Genomic DNA, 15,782 nt, shown 5'->3' with positions numbered 1-15,782 from the left:
GCGATTATTTTAATTGTTCAAAGGCTTGGCGAAGATCTGCTTTTAAATCTTCAACATGTTCTAAGCCCACTGAGAAACGTAATAAATTGTTGGTAATCCCACGTGCAATACGTTCTGCCTCTGGGATATCCATATGAGTTTGGGTTGCAGGATAAGTAATGAAGCTTTCAGTTCCACCTAAACTTTCTGCAAACGTAATCAATTTAATCGCTTTTAAGAATTTTGGTACCCATTCTTCTTTTTGCAGACGGAATGAAAGCATGCCACTTTTACCTGAATATAATACGCTGTCAATTTCTGGCTGTTCTTTTAAGAATTTAGCTAATTCTGTTGCATTTGATTGATGGCGTTCCATGCGTAAAGCAAGCGTTTTTAAACCACGCACGGCAAGGTATGAATCAAATGGTGAAAGCACAGCACCTGCGCAGTTTTGGAAGTAGAATAAACGCTCTGAAAGATTCTGACCATTCACTTTAGTCGCTTCTGAATCTTTTGCAACAATTAAACCCGCTAACACATCATTATGCCCTGAAAGGTATTTGGTAGCACTGTGAATGACAATATCTGCACCATGTTCAATTGGGCGGAATAATACTGGCGATAAGAAGGTATTATCAACAATTAACATCAGGTTATGTTTTTTGGCAATCACAGAAATTGCATCGACATCACATTCTTCCATCAATGGATTGGATGGAGTTTCGACAAAAATTGCTTTCGTATTTGGTGTAATCGCTGCTTCAATCTCAGCTAGATCTGCGGTATTCACATAAACCGGTTTTACCGTATTGTGATGCTTATGGCTAAAGTCGAATAAACGATATGATCCACCATAAACATCGCTTGAAATGATCCATTCATCCGGTGCTTTAAATAATGACATTACTAACTGAATAGCCGCCATACCTGATGCCATAGCAAAACCTGCATCACCGCCTTCTAAATCAGCAATACCTTGCTCTAACACCGCACGAGTTGGGTTTTTAGTCCGCGTATAATCCCATCCTGTTGATTCACCTAAACCATCACGACCGTAAGCGGTTGATAAAATAATTGGAGTTGCCACCGCACCTGTGCGAGGATCTGTACGATTACCTAGTTGAACTAAGGTGGTTTCAATGTTGTTGAATTTGGTCATTTGGATTTCCTTACTTGCGCTACCCTTATAATAAAAAGGTGTTTTTAACGCATCAATATCATTACATTTTTAATTTTATAGATTATTCAAATCTAACACATCTGTCATATCAAATAAGCCATTCGATTTATTTGCAACCCATTTAGCAGCACGAACTGCACCGTTAGCAAAGGTCATACGGCTTGAAGCTTTATGCGCAATCTCCACACGTTCGCCTTCATCAGCAAACCACACAGAGTGTTCACCAATCACATCGCCTGCGCGAATAGTCGCAAAACCAATTTCATCACGTTTACGCTCGCCTGTAATACCATGACGCTCAAATACGCCATGCGTTTTTAAATCACGTCCAAGCGTTTTAGCAATATGTTCACCCATTGACAGTGCCGTGCCTGATGGCGCATCTACTTTATGGCGATGATGAGCTTCAATCACTTCAATATCGCAATAATCGCCCATCACTTTTGCCGCTTTTTCTAACAGCTTAAATACTAAATTCACCCCAACGCTATAATTTGAAGCAAATACAATACTAATTTTTTCTGCTGCAGTTTGAATCGCTTGTTTACCTGCATCATCAAAACCCGTTGTGCCGATTACCATTGCCTTTTGATTGGCCACACAGAAAGCAATATGCTCAAGCGTACCTTCAGGGCGAGTGAAATCAATCAATACATCAAAATTAGGATTTTCTGCCAGCGTCGCTTTAATCTCAACGCCTAACTTACCTACGCCAACTAATTCGCCAGCATCTGCGCCGATCAGTGAAGATCCTGCACGCTCAAAAGCTGCAGTTAAAGTCGCATTTTCTGCATTTGCGACTGCCGTAATTAAATTACGTCCCATTCGTCCACCTGCGCCGACTACCCCAATTTTTAATGTCATTGTGTTTTCCTCTTATTTGTTGTTTTTATGTTTAATTAAAGCGGTTCGATTTTACAAGCATTTTGCAAATTATTGTGAAAATTCTACCGCTTGTTTGCTATTTATTTTTGCACTGCAATATGCACGGTAATCTCTTCTCTATCGTGATAAAGATGTTTTGCCTGAATGCTAAAACGGAAACCATTTTTAGCCAATTCTTCACTTAAATAATTTAAACAAAGCTGCACTTCTTGATAGCGTTTTTTCATCGGTAATTTAAGGTTAAAAATCGTTTCTCGACACCAACCGTTAATCAACCATTTTGCAATCAGTTTACTGATGCGAATAGGCTGTTCTACCATATCACAAACTAGCCAATCAATTGTTTTACGCTTAGGTGGTTGGAATTTAAAGCCATCTTCAGCACAGTGCTCAATGCGCCCCGTTTCATTAAGACTTGCCGCCATTTTGCCGTGATCAACCGCATAGACAAATACACCGCGTTTAACAAGCTGATAAGTCCATCCCCCTGGACAAGCGCCTAGATCCACGCCTGTCATTGAATCACTGAATCGTTTTTTCTCTTCTGCTTGAGGTATAAAAGTTAAAATCGCTTCTTCCAATTTCAATGTTGAGCGACTTGGTGCTTCTGATGGAAATTTCAAACGGGGTATGCCCATCAAAAATGGTGAACGGTTATAATTATACGCATACCCAACATAGCAACAACCAGAACGAATAAACAGAATATGCAAAGTTATGCTATTTCTTGCCTGATCAGACTTGCCTAAATAACCTGCTTTTTTCAAATGGTTACGCAATGGCACAGTAAATTTACGGCAGAAGGTTAACAGTTCTTTGGCTTCATTAGTATCAGGCGTTTCAACTACGACATCGCTACTGTTAATTGGATTGAGTGTTTGGTATTGTTCGAGAATCGGGCTAATACGATCTTGTTCGGGCAAATTTTGTAATAAATCGCCAACCACAATCATTTGACGCGCAAAAATCAGATCTTTTAAGCTCAATTCTCTGGCTAATCTATCTGCATCGCCTGCTTGATAACACTCAAAAATCACATAACCGCTGCTCTCTTTAACCGAGGCAAAACCGAACACGCCCAGTTGAGCGGCTTTATCGTTAATTTCCCCCGCCATTTCTTTTTCAAAACCAGCACGGCAATATAAAGCTAATTTATTCATTTTTATTCAACTTATTGCGCTTGCTTACGATTTTGGCAACTAATAAAAGCAAGAGCGGCCCAGCCTACTAAGAAAGCGGTACCACCAATTGGGGTAACCCAAACTAAAGCTTTACTTGCACCTAACGCTAAAGCATAAAGGCTGCCACTAAATAAAAGAATACCTAAGAACCAGCTTCCACCAATAATATTAAAGGCTTTAGCGCGACAAGCGGGCGGATTTTGTAAATTATTTGCAATTTGGAATAAGCCTAACACAAGTAAGGCAAGCGTATGAAAGGTTTGATATTGAATGCCAGTATGGATCCAGCTCATCGCTTTTTCATCAAGGCTACTAGCTAACCCATGTGCAGCAAATGCGCCTAAAGAAATCGAAAAGAAGCCACTTAACGCTGCAAGAAAGACGAATTTATTTTTCATTTTATACTCCTTTTATGAAAGCGTTATCATATCACAAGCGGTTTATTTTACGCATTCTTTTGCAAAAATGATTAACGTAAATGGGGTAAATCCGATAATTTTAGTTGCGTTATTTTATCAGCTTATTAGAATAGGATTTTAATTTAGGCTCCGAGCTTGTTTACCTAAGTTGCGAAAATAAGGTAACAATGCCGCATCAAGCAGAAAATATACTATTTGGTGCCGGGAAGTTTTGGAAACGGAACTTCCTCTCGTGTTTAGAAAGGTGTCCATGCAAACTATTCCTATCAAAAATATAGGGGAAGAATCTACCATCTCTGGATTGGTTGATCGCTTCCACCGACAATACACTTATTTGCGCTTATCAATTACCGATGTGTGTAATTTTAAGTGCACCTATTGCCTGCCAGACGGCTATCAACCGCCTGCGCATAAACAAACTTTCTTAACCTTACCTGAAATTCAGCGTTTGGCAGTTGCTTTTGCGGAATTGGGGACGGAAAAGATCCGCCTTACTGGTGGAGAACCAACTCTACGCAAAGATTTTCTTGAAATTGCGCATACGATTTCACAAACCTCGGGAATTAGAAAAGTTGCCTTAACGACTAACGGTTATCGTTTATTAAAAGATGTAGCACATTGGCAACAAGCTGGTATTACTGATATTAACGTAAGTGTAGATAGCTTAGATCCACGCCAATTCCAGCTTATTACCGGCGAAGATAAGTTACAGTCTATTTTAAAAGGTATCGATCGCGCGTTTGAAATTGGCTATCAAAAAATTAAAGTTAATGCCGTACTCATGAAGCAATACACCGCTTCAGAATTAGATAAATTTTTAGCTTGGATTAAAGATAAACCTATCCAAATGCGTTTTATTGAATTGATGCAGACTGGTGAAATGGATCATTTCTTCCATGCGCAACATCTTTCTGGGCAATCTGTCATGGAAAGATTATTGCGTGAGGGCTGGCAATTACAAAACCGTGCACTTTCCGATGGCCCGGCGAAAGTATTGCGTCATCCTGATTATTTAGGCGAAATTGGGCTGATTATGCCTTATGAGAAGAATTTCTGCCAAAGTTGTAATCGTCTTCGCGTCTCTGCCACAGGCAAATTACATCTTTGTTTGTTTGGAGAAGAAGGAATTGAGTTACGAGATTTGTTAACTGAAGAGGCTTCAGTTTATCAGTTACAAGCTCGCCTAAAAGCCGCTTTGCAAGGGAAACGAGAGCATCACTACTTGCATATCGGTGATAGCGGTGTGCGAAATAATTTAGCCTCAATTGGTGGCTAATTGCAAAATTGCTTTAGAAGCTTACCGCTTGCTGCCCCTTTCGGGGCAGTTTTGTTTTCTGATAGTGTTAATGATTTGCCATGATTGCTTCAATATCGGCAATTTCTTTTGGACAACCTGAGGTAAGATTTTTATTTCCATATTCAGTAATCAACAGATTATCTTCAATACGAATACCAATCCCCTTATACTGTTCTGGGACATCCGCATCAGACGGAATATAAAGCCCAGGCTCAACAGTCAGCACCATACCAATTTGTAACGGGCGATCTTTTTCTTGTCCATAATCGCCAACATCATGCACATCTAACCCTAGCCAATGCCCTAAGCTATGCAAATAAAATCGCTTCACTGCTTTTTCTGCTAATAGCGTTTCTCTCTCACCTTTAAGAATACCTAGTGCCAGTAAACCATCTGTCATTACCTCCATAGCAGCCTCATTAGCTACTTTGAATGAGCTATTAGGCACAAGATGTTTGACTGCTGCTTTCATCGAATCTAGCACTAATTGATACAACGCGCGCTGAGCTTCATTAAATTTTCCGTTAATCGGAAAAGTTCGCGTAATGTCGCCCGCATAATGAGCAAATTCAGCGCCCGCGTCGATCAACAAAAGATCACCGTCTTGCAATACGGCATTGTTATCGTTGTAATGCAAGATACAAGCATTTTCTCCACTAGCAACAATACTATTGTAAGCAGGAAAACGCGCGCCAAAACGGCTAAATTCATGTTGAATCTCGCCTTCAATTTCCAACTCATAACGATTTGGACGAGTCTGTTTCATTGCACGAATATGCGCTAACGCAGAAATATGACAAGCTTGTTGAATCAATGCGATTTCAGCTTCAGATTTTATTAAGCGCATTTCAGATAGCATCAAACGCCAATCAATTACCTCATCAAAACAAGATTGAACGATGGCATCCCCCCAAGTTTGCCAGCCTTGAGCATAATAACAAGCGGTCAAGTTTTGTGTTTTTTCTGCAAAAATTGATTGAATTTGCGTAATATCAAAAGCTTCATCCACATTTAAAACGCTTGGTGCTTGGGCAACACCTAAACGCTTACCATGCCAAGTTTCCATCAGCGGATCACGCTCACGCAGAAATAAAATGCTGCGGCACAGCCCTTCTTTTTTTATGAGTAACAAAGCAGATTGCGGTTCATTAAACCCTGTGAGATACCAAAAATAACTGTCTGCCCGAAAAAGATAATCGCAGTCGTTATTACGGCGTTTTTCCGTTTCTGTAAACACAATTAACGCCGAATTGTCTTGCATTTGCTCAAATACCCGTTGACGGCGAAGGAAAAATTCTTCTTTTGGTAATTCGGCAAGATACGCTAAATCCATGATGATTCCTTTTGTAAAAAACTCGAAAAAAACGACCGCTTATCGCTAGAATGTTTTGCTCATTTCTAAGAATACACGGTTTTTATCATAGCCATAGAAAGGATGATTACTTTTCACCTTTTGATAAGACCAAGTGATTTTAGGTGTAATGCCCCAGAAATAGAGATCGCGATGCCACAGGGTTAATGTTGAAGCATATTCTCGGTTTTTCTGGCGAATATTAAAGAAATCTACCGCTTGATAATGACGTTTAGCATAAGAAAGCGTAATTCGGCTAGATATGCCCCACGGCCATTCTTGTCCCCAACCAAGTCGACTACCCATTCGTTGATAAGCATTATCTTTATCTCGCGTGTTTTCACGAGAATAATCTAACCCTGCAAACCAATATTGGCCACTTTTCGGAACATAGAGTAATGTGTTAGAGAACAAGTAATTATTGCCGTTTAAATGCTTACGCCAATCATAACGTTGCTCGCCATATTCTAATGCAGAGGAAATTTGCCAACGAGGGTTAAGCCAGTAACTGATATCAAAACGGGCACCAGAATTTTTTGAATACTGTTTTAGTGCATCACTTCCGCTAGAGCCGCCACTATACCAACGTTTTTCAGTAAATGGCGTTAAAGATAATTCCAAACGAGAGGTTTGATAGCCTAATCCCCAGCCTAGGCGTACATTTAACTCATTATATTTTTTATTATCCCAGTAATACTTACCTTGACCATCAAGTCCAAGTTGAGTAAAAAAGTTATTTGGTAAAGACCATTTTTTATCCAAACCTAATGAATAGGAAAGCCCTTGTGCACTTTCTTTTTTCCAGGCTTGCCAGCTACCAATATGCGTACCAGCTTTAGGTGCATTATTGATATTCGTTTCATTCAGAAAACTGACACCGCCACTAAATTTCCACTGGTCACGCTGATTTAATGCCGATAAATATTGGTCAATGACGGCTGTCATTTCTGGCGCCATCTCTTCTGCACGTAATTTTTGAAATTGATCTTTTGCCGCTTCATTATCATTATTCAAAAAAAGTGCCTGAGCAAGCTGATAACGTAGCGGTAAGATATCAGAATGCTGAGTAAACAAGGTACGATAACGCTGCGCAGCTTCACTATAATTCCCTTGATGGCGCGTATCAATCGCTTCTGCCCAACTCAGCAAGACGGGATCTTTTTGAGGGATTTCTCGATATAAGGGTAATAGTAATGAGACAACTTCTTCATTATTTTGTAATACCGCAGGAATCATTCCCCGTATAATTAAATCTGGATGTTGTGCCAACTCAGCTTTAGTCATAGAAACTGAGCCTTGATTATTCACTTTAGGCTGAACAGTGGGCGCTTGAAATTTGGGTGTGGCAACCTGAATGTTATCATCTAGATTGTCATTTTTAGATTGTGCGACTTCAGCATTGGCTAAGTTTGCGCACGTCATACCGAGTACAGAATATAAAAAAGTTTTTGTGAATTTCATTTTGAGTATAAGAAGAGAAATAAAGCAAGCACAAGGCTTGCTTTATTATTGTTGAAATTAACTAATTATTGTTTTTGTGCACCGAATACGGCACCCCAATTATTATCATTCGCTTGTGCTAATCCAGCAAGCTGTTTCGCTTGATCACCATAGAATTTACCCTCTACGCGCCCAGCAGACGGTAATGATGAGGAAGTAGCTGTACCATTAAAGCTGTTACCCGAAATAGAGGCATTAATGTTCACAGGTTGAATATTATTGATCCCTAAGTAGCCATTTAATGTTTTGTTGCCAAAATCCACATTAAATTGTGAAGTGCCGGTGTAGAAACCTTCTTTATCTAATGCTGGAACATTAGCTGAAATGATAGATTGACCAGAATATGATGCACTTCCGCTGGTTGGCATGTTACGGGTTGGATTGCCATTATAGAATACATAAGCATTGCCATTATCATCTAAGCTATCAGTAAGACCAAAACGCATATCTGAATATATACCACAACACACTTTTAAATCACGTCCATTAGCTTTAGCATTTAACCAATCACCAGCTGAAATTCCTGGAAAACCAATTGCTACATTAGTTCCATCTACATTGATGCTAGTGGTATTATAACCTTTGAGTTCTACACGACGAATAGAAAGACTGGTACTATCAGAAGCCACAAGTGCAGCTCCTGTTCCGCTACTTGCTTGCTGATTAGGCTGTGCTGAATTGTTAGCAGCAGATGGATTAGATTGGTTTTGTTGTGTTTGATTATTCGCTGGGGTAGCCTCATTATTGTTACTACCGCCACCACTGCTGCCACATGCAGATAAAACTAAAGCTGCTAATGCAGTTGCACCAAATTTGAATACGTGATTTACAGAAGACATGTAATACTCCTTATTAAACTAAACAATAAATATAACTATCCTAAAAGGATTGACAAGAGCCTACCATTTCAGTTCTAAGTTGTCTATATTCTTTGTCAATTTTGTGAAGTTATGTGTTGCTATTTTCTAAAAAGATAGCGACGTTATTCTAAAACAAAGCAAACATTAAGCTGGCATTGTTTCGTTTAATTTTAAAACAGTTATTCTTGCTTTGCGCCAAATGCCGCGCCCCAACTATTATCATTTGCTTGAACGAACCCAGCCAGTTCTTTTGCTTGAGAACCATAAAATTTACCTTCTACGCGTCCTGTCGATACTAATGATGAATTTGCTGTACCGTTAAAATAGTTGCCCGCAATTGTTGCATTAATGTCTGCATGAAAATTTCGAATATCTAATGCGCCATTTAATGTTTTATTCCCAAAATCCACATTAAATTGCGAATCGCCTTGATAGAGATCTCTATGGTCTAATGGATTAAGATCTACTGAAGTAATCGCATGACCAACATAAGATGCCGTACCTGTTGTCGGCATATCGTTAGTTGGGTTGCCATTATAGAAGAAATAAATATGGCTCTTATCAATCAAGCCACTATTTGAACCAAAACGCATATCTGAATAGATACCACAACATACATCAAAACGTCTTTTCTTTTTTTCTTTTAAAAAATTGAGCCAATGCTTTGCTGTAAGTCCACGGATACCAATGTCAACATCAGTTCCTTCAACATTAATTGAACTCATTTTAGGGGTATAATTATTCATCTCTACCCGATGCATAGAAGCCTTATCACCACGACCTGAAGCAACCAATACTGCGCCTGTTTCACGGCCAGTTTGTGGATTAGCTTGAACTACGTTATTTGCAGGTATATTGACTTTAGGTGGTTGTGATTGATTATTTGGTGTAGTCTTTGGACTGATTTCAGTTTGCGGCTTAGGCTGAACCTCAGGATTCTTGGTAGGCGTTGGTGGCGTTTGTTGAACTTGATTATTTACAGGTGGCGCACTATTAGAATTACTGCCACTGCTACCGCATGCAGATAACACTAGAGCAGCTAATACAGTTACACCAAATTTGAAAGGATAATTTAGAGATGACATATGGCATTCCTTATTAAATAACAGAACAAAAAAACCATAGAAAGATTACTGACACCCTACCACTTCAACCTTAAATTGTCGAATAGTCCTTACCCATTTTGTGACATTACTCTCAAGAATTTACAAATCCATTTCAAAATTTGACCGCTTGCATAAGGGAAAGCAGAAGGGAAACTACAGAATCCTTTTCAGTCTCAATACAAGCCGATATAATACCCGAGAATTTTTCTAGACTATAAAAGGAGCAAATATGTCTCAAGTGACTATGATGGGAAATCCAATCAAAGTAATTGGTAATTTTCCTAAACAAGGCGAACAAGTCAATGGTTTAACGTTCACGAATAAAGACCTTTCTGACGTGACGCTTGCTGATTTCGCGGGCAAACGCAAAGTATTGAATATTTTTCCAAGTATTGACACTGGTGTGTGTGCAACCTCTGTTCGCACATTTAATCAACGTGCAGCGGCATTAAATAATGCGGTGGTATTATGTATTTCTGCAGATTTACCTTTCGCCCAAGCACGTTTCTGTGGCGCGGAAGGCATTGAAAATGTTGTAAACCTCTCAACATTCCGTCACAAAGAAGCTCATGATGCATTAGGCGTAAACATCACCACTGGCCCAATCGCTGGTTTAACTGCTCGTGCCGTCATTGTTTTAGATGAAAATAACCACGTTTTATATAGTGAATTGGTTTCTGAAATTAAAAACGAACCAAACTATGACGCTGCATTAGCTACGCTATAATGTTTAAAGCGGTCATATTTGCAAAACTTTTTACAAATATGACCGCTTGTTGTTTTATTTATTTCTCGCTTAATTTTGCGATTTCATTAGAAAACTCTTTCACATCATCAAAGCTTAAATAAACTGAAGCAAACCGAATATAAGCGACTTTATCTAGGCTTTTTAATGCCTCCATCGCTAGCTCTCCAACCAATTTGCTTGGCACTTCCCGTTCTCCCGTAGCTTGTAAATTAAGCGTGATTCGAGTAATCGCACGTTCCAAATCTTCAGCATTAACTGGGCGTTTTTCTAATGCTTTTTGCAAACTCGCACGTAATTTTGCTGGGTTAAACGGCTCTCGTGCGCCGTTATTTTTCACAATATAGGGAATTAACAATTCAGCTGATTCAAAGGTTGTAAAACGCTCTTTGCAATTTAAACATTCACGACGGCGACGAATTTGATAACCATCTGCCGCATCACGTGAATCAATTACTTTAGCATTTTCTGTACCACAAAAAGGACAACGCATCAGATTTCTCCTTTCATTTGAGCTTGGCGGAATGCCGTTAATAAATTTTCTGGCGGTGGTGGCATTTGTAAAAAGAAGCCTTGCGTTTGAATAGCTTGTAAAACCTCTTCATTTTTTACCCGCTTGAGTGGCTTTTGTCCGTTTAAATTAAACAGCATAACAAATTGTGGCTTTCCGAAAATCTGTTGTAATGCCTCTGGCACCGCATCAAACTGATCACGTTTTGCCACATAGAGAAACATACCTTCTTTTTTAGTGCTTTTATAAATGGCACATAAATTAGTATTCGTCGTCATATTCCGGTCCTGCATAATTATCAAAGCGTGAATATTGTCCTTGGAAAGTTAATCGAACTCGCCCAATTGGACCGTTACGTTGTTTACCGATAATAATTTCTGCGACCCCTTTAAGATCGGAGTTATCGTTATACACTTCATCTCGATAAATAAACATAATTAAATCCGCATCTTGTTCAATAGAGCCAGATTCACGCAAATCCGAGTTGACTGGGCGTTTATCCGCGCGTTGCTCCAAACTACGGTTTAACTGCGAAAGCGCAACAACTGGGACTTGCAATTCTTTTGCAAGTGCCTTTAAAGAACGGGAAATCTCAGCAATTTCTAGAGTTCGGTTCTCAGAGAAGCCTGGTGCACGCATAAGTTGCAAATAATCGACCATAATCAGGCTGAGCCCATTGTTTTCACGATAGACACGGCGCGCTCTTGAGCGAACTTCTGTTGGTGTTAAACCAGAGCTATCATCAATGAAGATATTACGACGCTCTTGCAAAATCGCCATAGTTGAAGAAATTTTTGCCCAGTCTTCATCATCGTGGATTTGCCCCGTTCTGATCTTAGTTTGATCTACGCGCGAAAGGGAGGCCAACATACGCATCATAATCTGATCAGCCGGCATCTCAAGACTAAAAATCAATACTGGTTTCGCCGGTTTCTTTTTCGGTCTGCCCTGTTCGTCTAAATCCGTCGGGTCTTCAACATCCATTAACGAAGCATTTTCACATAGATTCATTGCAAATGTTGTTTTACCCATAGATGGGCGCGCGGCAACAATAATAAGATCCGAAGGCTGTAAGCCGGCAGTTTTGCGGTTTAAATCAGTAAAGCCGGTTGTTACGCCCGTCACCCCGCCGTTATTTCTATTTTTTGAAAGAATTTCAATCCGAGCAAGCGTACTCATTAAAATATCATCTACATTTTGTGGGCCTTCGCTGCCACTGCCTCGTTTTTCTGCAATATCAAAAACGATACGCTCTGCCTCGTCCAATACCTCTTTCGCATTTCGTCCTTGTGTATGGTAGGCCATCTCAGCAATGCTATTACCTGCACTGATGACACTTCGGAGATCAGAACGATCTCGAACAATATCCGCATAAGCAAGAATATTCGCTGCACTTGGCGTATTTTTAGAGAGCTCAGCTAAATAAGCAAAACCACCAACATCTTGTAACACACCTTTATCTTTAAGCGCCTGATCTAACGTAATGATATCGATTGGTCGATTATTGCGCATTAGTTCAGTCATTTGCTCGAAAATAATTCGATGTGCATAGTTGTAAAAATCGCTTGGTTGGACACGTTCTGCTACGCTATCCCAATGCTCGTTACTAAGCATAATGCCACCTAACACCGCTTGTTCAGCTTCGATAGAGTGAGGCGTAATAGCAATTTGCTCAACTTGTTTATCTTTACTTCGTTCTTTGCTTACAGGCTTATTTTCAGACATGATCTTTCTCAGAAATGACATCAAAATGAGGAATGAGATTACTAGTTTAGCCTAATTTGAACTAAATGAAAATTTATCTCCGCAATGAGACTAAGATTGTTACAATTTTCTTTACATATGTAAAAAAATGAATAAAATCATTGAGAATTATTTTCAGTTGTAACCAGGAGGATTCTCTATGTTCAAAAAAGCCCTTTTTACACTAACGCTTGCAGCAACATTAACCAGTAACACTTTTGCAAAAGAAGTAACCATTCCAACCGCTCGCGGTGAAGTAACCTTTGCGCAAACCCCAACTAAAGTGGCAGTGTTTGAGGCAGCTGCAATTGATTCACTCGCACATCTAGGTGTGCCGATGATTGGAACAGCTGATGTCGCTAAAACCTTGCCTTTCTTGCGTCCGATCACTGAAAAAACAGAAGTGATTGGTACGGTTTTTGAACCTAATTATGAGGTATTAAATCGTCTTCATCCTGATCTGATTATTGTGGGCAGCCGCGCAGCCAAAAAATTTGATGAATTAAATAGCATTGCTAAAACGATTGATGTTACCGCTCCGGCTGATGTCAACACGCTACAAGCAGGCTTAGATAATATTAAAACCTTTGGACAATTATTTGATAAAGAAGCTGAAGCTGCAAAATTGGTGACTGAATTGGAAACCTTAATTAACGAAACCAAAGCTGCAGTGAAAGATAAAGGAAATGGTTTAATTATTTTAGTCAATGGTGGAAAAATTTCTGCCTTTGGGGATAAAGGCCGTTTAGGTTGGGTACATTCAGCATTAGAGATCCCAATGGCTGCAAAAGACATTGCCACCAAAGGGACTGGCCATGGCGAGCCTGCCTCATTTGAATTTATCCAAAAAGTGAATCCAGATTGGTTGTTTGTATTAGATAGAACTGCCGCAATTGGTCAAGAAGGAAAATTAGCCAAAGAAGTGCTAGATAATGAATTAGTTCATCAAACAAAAGCATGGAAAAACAACCAAATTATCTATTTAAGCAGTTCAGCTTATTTAGCAGCCGGTAGTGTAGAACAAATGCGTGAAGATTTAACTAATATTAAACAAGCATTTAGCCGATAAGCACCTTTAGGATGGCATACGCTATGCCATCTTTTTTTCTTTATGATTATTCATCTGAGCGTTTATGCATAAACTAACCGTTTATAATCTAATTTTACTTTTTTTATTAAGCTTATGTAGTTTATCCATTGGCGTAGGGGATTTCGAGTGGAAAGCCATATTTAGCCAATCAGAACAACTTAGCTTACTTTTAATTAGCCGTATTCCACGAACACTCGCCATTATTCTTGTCGGTGCAACACTGAGTGTGGCAGGAATGGTATTACAAATTGTGCTCAAAAACCGCTTTATAGAACCTGGCATGATTGGTGCCAGCCAAAGCGCTGCATTGGGCGTTTTGATCGTTTCTCTACTTTTCCCAGCTTCTGATTTACTATTTAAAATGTCGTTTGCCACAGTCTCTGCCTTAATTGGTATGGGTGTATTTATGTTACTCCTTCGACATCTCCCCGATTACCAACAGCTGATGGTGCCGTTAGTTGGTATTGTATTCGGTAACATTATCGAAGCTGTGACTACCTTTATTGCTTACGAAACGGATTCACTACAATTACTCTCATTCTGGTTTTCTGGTGATTTCTCTGGCGTATTGGCTGGGCGTTACGAACTGCTTTGGCTAACGGCAATTTTGGCGATTGTGATTTATTTTATGGCGGACAGACTCAGCATTGCTGGTTTAGGCGAAAACATTAGTACGAATCTGGGCGTAAATTATAAACAAATGACTTGGCTTGCCTTACTGACTGTTGCCATGATTACCGCAGTCATTGTTGTGACTGTAGGGCAAATTCCATTTATTGGGCTTGTTGTGCCTAACATCATTTCTCGACTCTCTGGAGATAGACTTCGCCGTAATTTACCAGCTGTGGTGTTATTAGGTGCCAACCTTGTGCTAGCGTGCGATATATTAGGCAGAATTATCAACCACCCTTATGAGGTGCCGATTTCTACCATGTTCGGTATGCTTGGCACACTAATTTTCCTCTATTTACTCTTTAAGGGGAAAAAACATGCGTAAAGCTTCTTTCTATTTATTTTTCCTTGCGTTTGGATTAGTTGCAAGCGGTCTATTTTTCATGATGTTTAACCATCAAGGAGATTGGGCTTTTACCTTGTCATTTAGGGGCAAAAAACTCTTATTATTATTGTTAGTGGCCTATAGCATTGGTGTGTCCACTTTGTTATTTCAAACACTCACCAACAACCCTATTTTAACCCCTAGCATTTTAGGATTTGATTCGCTCTATTTGCTCATTCAAACCGTACTCGTCTTTTTACTGGGCGGGATAGGTTTTGCGAGTTTAGGCATCGCCGAAAAATTTGCGTTCGAAACAAGTTTAATGCTTGCAGGCTCCCTATTCCTATTCAAATTGATTAACAAAGAAAATAATGACTTAGCAAGAATGATCTTAGTAGGCGTGATTTTTGGCGTATTCTTTAGAAGTGTGAATAATTTACTGCAACGAATGATTTCGCCTGAAGATTTCGCAGTCACTCAAGGCTCTTCATTTGCTAGTTTTAATAGTGCAAATCCAACATTATTAGCAATTGGTGGCATTGTCACGCTTGTTAGTGCTATTTGGATTTGGATGCAGCGTCATCAACTCGATGTATTATTACTAGGTCGAGATAAAGCCATTGGGCTAGGTTTAGATTATGCGAAATTCTCTTACCGCTTACTAATTTGTTGTGCGTTGCTTGTTTCTGTTTCAACTGCCTTAGTTGGGCCGATTCTTTTTTTAGGCTTGTTAGTTTGCGCGATTGCTAATGCACTTAGCCCTGTCGTGAATCATGCTGTTAGAATCCCGATGGTCTTTTTAATTTCTGCCATTACACTCATTCTAGGGCAAGCCATTTTTGAACATTTACTCAGCATGCAAGGGGTGTTAAGCGTGGTCATTGAATTAGTCGGCGGGCTAATTTTCATCTATTTAATGTTAAGGAATAGTAAATAAT

The 15,782-nt window shown here is 39.5% G+C and carries 16 protein-coding genes and 1 riboswitch; of the genes, 5 read left to right on the top strand and 11 right to left on the bottom strand.

Features of this window, described 5'->3' with window-relative positions; translation table 11 throughout:
- Positions 1-4 precede the first annotated feature (4 nt).
- The 4 genes from HMPREF1128_RS03570 to HMPREF1128_RS03555 all read right to left on the bottom strand — a co-directional run bounded on the left by HMPREF1128_RS03570 (position 5) and on the right by HMPREF1128_RS03555 (position 3,623).
- Positions 5-1,138, bottom strand: coding sequence for a methionine biosynthesis PLP-dependent protein (locus HMPREF1128_RS03570; RefSeq protein ID WP_007523994.1), 1,134 nt, complete (start codon positions 1,136-1,138; stop codon positions 5-7).
- A 75-nt stretch (positions 1,139-1,213) separates the two neighbouring features.
- A complete protein-coding gene (dapB, locus tag HMPREF1128_RS03565; protein ID WP_007524734.1) occupies positions 1,214-2,023 on the bottom strand; it encodes a 4-hydroxy-tetrahydrodipicolinate reductase in 810 nt (269 codons plus the stop codon).
- A 101-nt stretch (positions 2,024-2,124) separates the two neighbouring features.
- On the bottom strand, positions 2,125-3,204 hold the full coding sequence (gene rlmM, locus HMPREF1128_RS03560) for a 23S rRNA (cytidine(2498)-2'-O)-methyltransferase RlmM (protein WP_007524436.1): 1,080 nt from the start codon (positions 3,202-3,204) through the stop codon (positions 2,125-2,127).
- 11 nt (positions 3,205-3,215) lie between these two features.
- On the bottom strand, positions 3,216-3,623 hold the full coding sequence (locus tag HMPREF1128_RS03555) for a DUF423 domain-containing protein (protein WP_007524057.1): 408 nt from the start codon (positions 3,621-3,623) through the stop codon (positions 3,216-3,218).
- A 136-nt stretch (positions 3,624-3,759) separates the two neighbouring features.
- Positions 3,760-3,907: riboswitch (molybdenum cofactor riboswitch) on the top strand.
- Between HMPREF1128_RS03555 and moaA the strand changes: the two genes are divergently transcribed.
- Positions 3,895-4,920 carry a GTP 3',8-cyclase MoaA gene (moaA, locus tag HMPREF1128_RS03550; RefSeq protein WP_007524240.1) on the top strand — a complete coding sequence of 342 codons (1,026 nt, stop codon included), beginning with the start codon at positions 3,895-3,897 and terminating at the stop codon, positions 4,918-4,920. It overlaps the preceding riboswitch by 13 nt.
- Before the next feature lie 67 nt (positions 4,921-4,987).
- Here moaA and pepP read toward each other — a convergent pair whose 3' ends face one another.
- The 4 genes from pepP to HMPREF1128_RS03530 form a co-directional block, all read right to left on the bottom strand.
- Positions 4,988-6,274, bottom strand: coding sequence for a Xaa-Pro aminopeptidase (gene pepP, locus HMPREF1128_RS03545; RefSeq protein WP_007524288.1), 1,287 nt, complete (start codon positions 6,272-6,274; stop codon positions 4,988-4,990).
- A 45-nt stretch (positions 6,275-6,319) separates the two neighbouring features.
- Entirely contained in the window at positions 6,320-7,753 is a 1,434-nt protein-coding gene (locus HMPREF1128_RS03540; protein ID WP_007525432.1) for a surface lipoprotein assembly modifier, read from the bottom strand.
- Between the two features lie 65 nt (positions 7,754-7,818).
- Positions 7,819-8,631 (bottom strand): Slam-dependent surface lipoprotein, encoded by an 813-nt coding sequence (locus HMPREF1128_RS03535; protein ID WP_007525245.1) that lies wholly within the window; start codon positions 8,629-8,631, stop codon positions 7,819-7,821.
- A 200-nt stretch (positions 8,632-8,831) separates the two neighbouring features.
- On the bottom strand, positions 8,832-9,737 hold the full coding sequence (locus HMPREF1128_RS03530) for a Slam-dependent surface lipoprotein (RefSeq protein ID WP_007525088.1): 906 nt from the start codon (positions 9,735-9,737) through the stop codon (positions 8,832-8,834).
- 250 nt (positions 9,738-9,987) lie between these two features.
- Here HMPREF1128_RS03530 and tpx point away from each other — a divergent pair, with 250 nt between their 5' ends.
- Positions 9,988-10,485 (top strand): thiol peroxidase, encoded by a 498-nt coding sequence (gene tpx, locus HMPREF1128_RS03525; RefSeq protein WP_007524810.1) that lies wholly within the window; start codon positions 9,988-9,990, stop codon positions 10,483-10,485.
- A gap of 58 nt (positions 10,486-10,543) precedes the next feature.
- Here tpx and nrdR read toward each other — a convergent pair whose 3' ends face one another.
- From nrdR to HMPREF1128_RS03510, 3 genes are read right to left on the bottom strand one after another with little or no spacing between them, the layout of a single operon-like run.
- On the bottom strand, positions 10,544-10,996 hold the full coding sequence (nrdR, locus tag HMPREF1128_RS03520) for a transcriptional regulator NrdR (protein WP_007524664.1): 453 nt from the start codon (positions 10,994-10,996) through the stop codon (positions 10,544-10,546).
- Positions 10,996-11,292, bottom strand: a complete 297-nt coding sequence (locus HMPREF1128_RS03515) for a YcgL domain-containing protein (protein ID WP_007524590.1) — start codon at positions 11,290-11,292, stop codon at positions 10,996-10,998. Before HMPREF1128_RS03515 ends, nrdR begins: the two co-directional genes overlap by 1 nt.
- Complete coding sequence (locus HMPREF1128_RS03510; RefSeq protein WP_007524467.1) at positions 11,276-12,739, bottom strand: replicative DNA helicase; 1,464 nt, start codon at positions 12,737-12,739, stop codon at positions 11,276-11,278. Before HMPREF1128_RS03510 ends, HMPREF1128_RS03515 begins: the two co-directional genes overlap by 17 nt.
- Before the next feature lie 178 nt (positions 12,740-12,917).
- Between HMPREF1128_RS03510 and HMPREF1128_RS03505 the strand changes: the two genes are divergently transcribed.
- The 3 genes from HMPREF1128_RS03505 (at position 12,918) to HMPREF1128_RS03495 (ending at position 15,781) form a co-directional block, all read left to right on the top strand.
- Complete coding sequence (locus HMPREF1128_RS03505) at positions 12,918-13,826, top strand: siderophore ABC transporter substrate-binding protein (protein WP_007525309.1); 909 nt, start codon at positions 12,918-12,920, stop codon at positions 13,824-13,826.
- 64 nt (positions 13,827-13,890) lie between these two features.
- Positions 13,891-14,844 (top strand): ABC transporter permease, encoded by a 954-nt coding sequence (locus tag HMPREF1128_RS03500; RefSeq protein ID WP_007525276.1) that lies wholly within the window; start codon positions 13,891-13,893, stop codon positions 14,842-14,844.
- Positions 14,837-15,781, top strand: a complete 945-nt coding sequence (locus HMPREF1128_RS03495; protein ID WP_007525105.1) for an iron chelate uptake ABC transporter family permease subunit — start codon at positions 14,837-14,839, stop codon at positions 15,779-15,781. Before HMPREF1128_RS03500 ends, HMPREF1128_RS03495 begins: the two co-directional genes overlap by 8 nt.
- Position 15,782: the final 1 nt, after the last annotated feature.

It is taken from the genome of Haemophilus sputorum HK 2154 (assembly GCF_000287615.1).
Classification (GTDB): Bacteria; Pseudomonadota; Gammaproteobacteria; order Enterobacterales; family Pasteurellaceae; genus Haemophilus_A; species Haemophilus_A sputorum.
This window is presented reverse-complemented; position numbering and strand designations above follow the sequence as displayed.